1 protein-coding gene and 1 pseudogene are annotated in these 3,074 nt (G+C 67.6%); both read right to left on the bottom strand.

The annotated features are described in order from the left end of the window. Positions 1-924: 924 nt before the first annotated feature. A complete protein-coding gene (locus tag ACLD7X_RS16215; RefSeq protein WP_411424719.1) occupies positions 925-1,620 on the bottom strand; it encodes a hypothetical protein in 696 nt (231 codons plus the stop codon). Position 1,621: 1 nt separating this feature from the next. Beyond that, positions 1,622-3,074, bottom strand: a pseudogene (locus ACLD7X_RS16210) (hypothetical protein); the annotation flags it as partial.

Here is a 3,074-nt window from a genome sequence, read left to right as displayed (position 1 = left end):
TCTTTGTTGGCGTGAAGCATTGGCTTGGTCATATCACCAAGAAGAATGCTAAGTGCAGGGAGTATCTTGATAAAAAGTCTTAGATGCTTCCACGGAGCCTATAAGGCTGTGATTGGGGGGGGGGCAAGTCTTAAGACTTGCGGAATGGGAGGACGCATTCCTTGTGTATTGCCTGCCATGCGGAAGAATCATTGAGTCGCACCGTAGCTGCTTATTGATGGGGGTTTGATTGCTTGAAGGTGTCGTTGTGCCCTTATTTCTCTTGGCAGACACGTTCAGTCATGAGATCAAGGCTGGAATGCTTAGCTTGCTTCTCGCTACATGCTTGCGAAAATTGCTTTGGCGCCCTTATCCCTGAGTCTTAGCTTAAATCGCCCATCTCGATCGCCCTAGGTACGGCCTTGGAACGCTTGGTGGTCATCGGGGTTCTGCGATTACCAGCCTTTGGCACACCAAGGTTATATCGTGGATACCCGACCCTAGAGATGTAGCGGGCTATGGCTAACGTCTGTTTGTATTTTGGTGTTAAGCCTGATGTCAGAAGAGATCGCTAATTAGGTTCGGTTATTCTGCGGACGGCCTATCTGCCAATTGATCTTGGCCTCGCTCGCCTAGATGAGTTGCGGCATGGCATGAAGAAGTCCCCTGAGTCCATGTCGAATTTCAGCGGATTAAGAAATTCCCCTGAGAAGGGTGATGTGGAACTGAGCGCTGTAAGGATGCGCGCCTAGGGAAGCGAAAGGAGCTTCGAAATCGCCTAGATGCGATGGTGCCGTGCTTCGTCGGTATTTTGCGCGCCACATCTTCACTAAGGTGGTCTATGCATTGCTAGCTCACTGAGGATGCCGGGCACGTTGTTGAGATGGGTGATGTGAAAGAGGCTGTCGATCATCGACAGAGCGGTGAAACTCTGCCCTCCTCTCGTTAGGGCCCCGCTGGGGTGATTCCGCAGGCCTGGGTGATCAGCAGCTGCTGGAGCTCGGTGAGCCCCTCAGGGGGCTGCTCCAACGGCGAGAAGAGCAGCTCGGAGGCCAGGGCGGTGTTGCCGGCGCGGGCCTCGCGTTCGATCACCTCCAGCCGGGAGGTTGGATCGCCCAGCAGGGAGAGGGCCCGTTGCTGCTCGGCCTCGCCGGCCGCCACCAGCTGGATGTCGGCGAAGTCGGAGCCGGCCGCACCCCGGGGCCGCAGGCGCAGCAGCATCGTCTCCCCGGGGCGCAGGGGCGGCAGGGGCCAGGCGATGGGGCCCTCGATCGGTTCGCTGGAGGAGGTGCGCCGCTGCCAGAGGATGCGCCCGTTCTGCTGGAGCCGCACCTCGTTCAGGGCTCCTGCCGCCAGCAGGGTGGGGCTGGGCAGGGCCACCACAGCCTGGGGCACGCCATCGGCCCGATCAGCAAAGCGCGGCGTGATCAGACACACGCTGGCGGCGCTGCCGCTGCGGCTGCCGCCCACCGCCTGGCGCGGGTTGTAGCCGATCAGCTCGCGCAGCTGCTGCAGCAGCGTGGGCTGGCTGTCGGCCAGGGCGGCGCCAGGGCTGCCGGCCAGGCTGAGGGCCATCAGCAGGGCCAGGGCGGTGCTGGTGGCCAGGGCAGCGGGATGGACGACGGGATGACGGCTGGGCATCTCAGTGGCGGCGCAGCAGGGAAGTGGCGGAGAGGGCAGCCAGGGGCAGCACGATCGGCACCAGCACGAGACGGGTGGTGGCCAGCTGCAGGCTGAGGGGAAGGGTGAGCAGGGTTGCCGCGCCCAGAGCCACCCCACGATGCCGCCGCTCCGGCAGCGCGGCGGCGAGCAGCACCCCCAGCCCCGCGGCCAGGGCCGTGCAGCCGCTGAGCGTGATCGGTGTGAGCCAGTGGCGCAACGCCAGGCTCTGGGCCAGCACCGCCTGCACCAGAGCGCCGGGGATCACGTCGCTGGGGCCGCCCCAGACGGCCAGGGCGGGGCGGATCGCGGCGGGGGCCGTGAACAGATCGCTCTGGTCGCGATCGATCGTGCCGTCGGTGCCCACCACCAGCGCCGGGGCCCGCAGCTCGCCCAGCTCGTCCACGCCGATGGGCCGAACCAGCGGTGTCCACTCGATCGACCAGTCGATCACCGCCTCGGGCGGCATGCGCACCTGGGGTGCAGCGCTCACGGCCGAGGCGAAGTTGCGGCTGTTCACCTCCCAGAGCAGCTGCAGGGGCAACGGCTGGCGATCGGCCCGGCCGGCGGGGGTGCCGACGCCCAGATCGCGGGCCTGCAACCCCGCCTGCCGCAGTGCCTCCAGGGGCTGGGAGCGCACCCCGGCCGCTCTGGCCCCGGCGCCGGCTCCCAGCCAGCCGGCCAGCACCTGCCGCCGCCGCTGGCGGTGGATCACGGCGGCCAGCTCGGTGGTGTGGGGAGCGGGCTCGTCGAGCACCACATCCAGCCCCACCACCGGCACGGCCCCTGGCGGTGTGCGCCGCAGCACCTCCGCCAGGGCGGCGCGGGACACCCGCCCCGGGGTGGCCTCCACCTGCAGCTCCTTGTAGACGCGGCGCTCATCCAGCAACAGCACCGGCAGGGAGGGCCTGAGGGGGCCGGGCTGGCCGGTGGCCCCCCGCCAGAGGCGCTGCACATGGAGGCGGCGATCGAGCAGATAGGTGCTGAGGGGATTGGCCGGCAGCAGCTCAGCGGCGGCGGCCGCTGCCAGCAGCGCCGCGGCGGCGATGGCCTGGCGGCGCGTGCTGCTGGCGAGCCGCAGGCGGAAGCGGCGGCGGGCACTGAGGGGCAGATGCAGCTCAGGAGCACCTCCGGCGCACATGCCGCTGAGCAGCAGGTGACAGCCGGCCGGACCGCTCTCCTGCAGGGCCTGGCGGGTGTGCTGCAGGGCGGCGGGGAAGCTGCGGCCGCGCTCCATCGCCCCCAGCAGCTGCGAAAAGGCCAGGGAGGCGGCGGTGGTGGGAACGGCCTCGCGGAAGCAGAGGGCCCAGGGGATGCCGGCGGCGGTGCAGCAGTGGGCCAGGTCCAGACCCGAGCAGCTGTTGAGCAGCACCAGCGAGAGGCCGTGGCCCTTGGCCTGCTGGAACTCCTGGGCCAGGGCGCTGCCGCCGAGCCAG

This window comes from Aphanothece microscopica RSMan92 (genome assembly GCF_046613545.2).
GTDB lineage: Bacteria > Cyanobacteriota > Cyanobacteriia > PCC-6307 > Cyanobiaceae > NIES-981.
Note: the sequence above shows the minus strand (reverse complement) of the source record. Positions and strands in the feature narration are given on the sequence as shown.

What these genes read in the sequence shown, in the direction of transcription:
- ACLD7X_RS16215 (WP_411424719.1), bottom strand. Translation starts at nt 1,620, where the DNA reads ATGCCCAGCCGTCATCCCGTCGTCCATCCCGCTGCCCTGGCCACCAGC.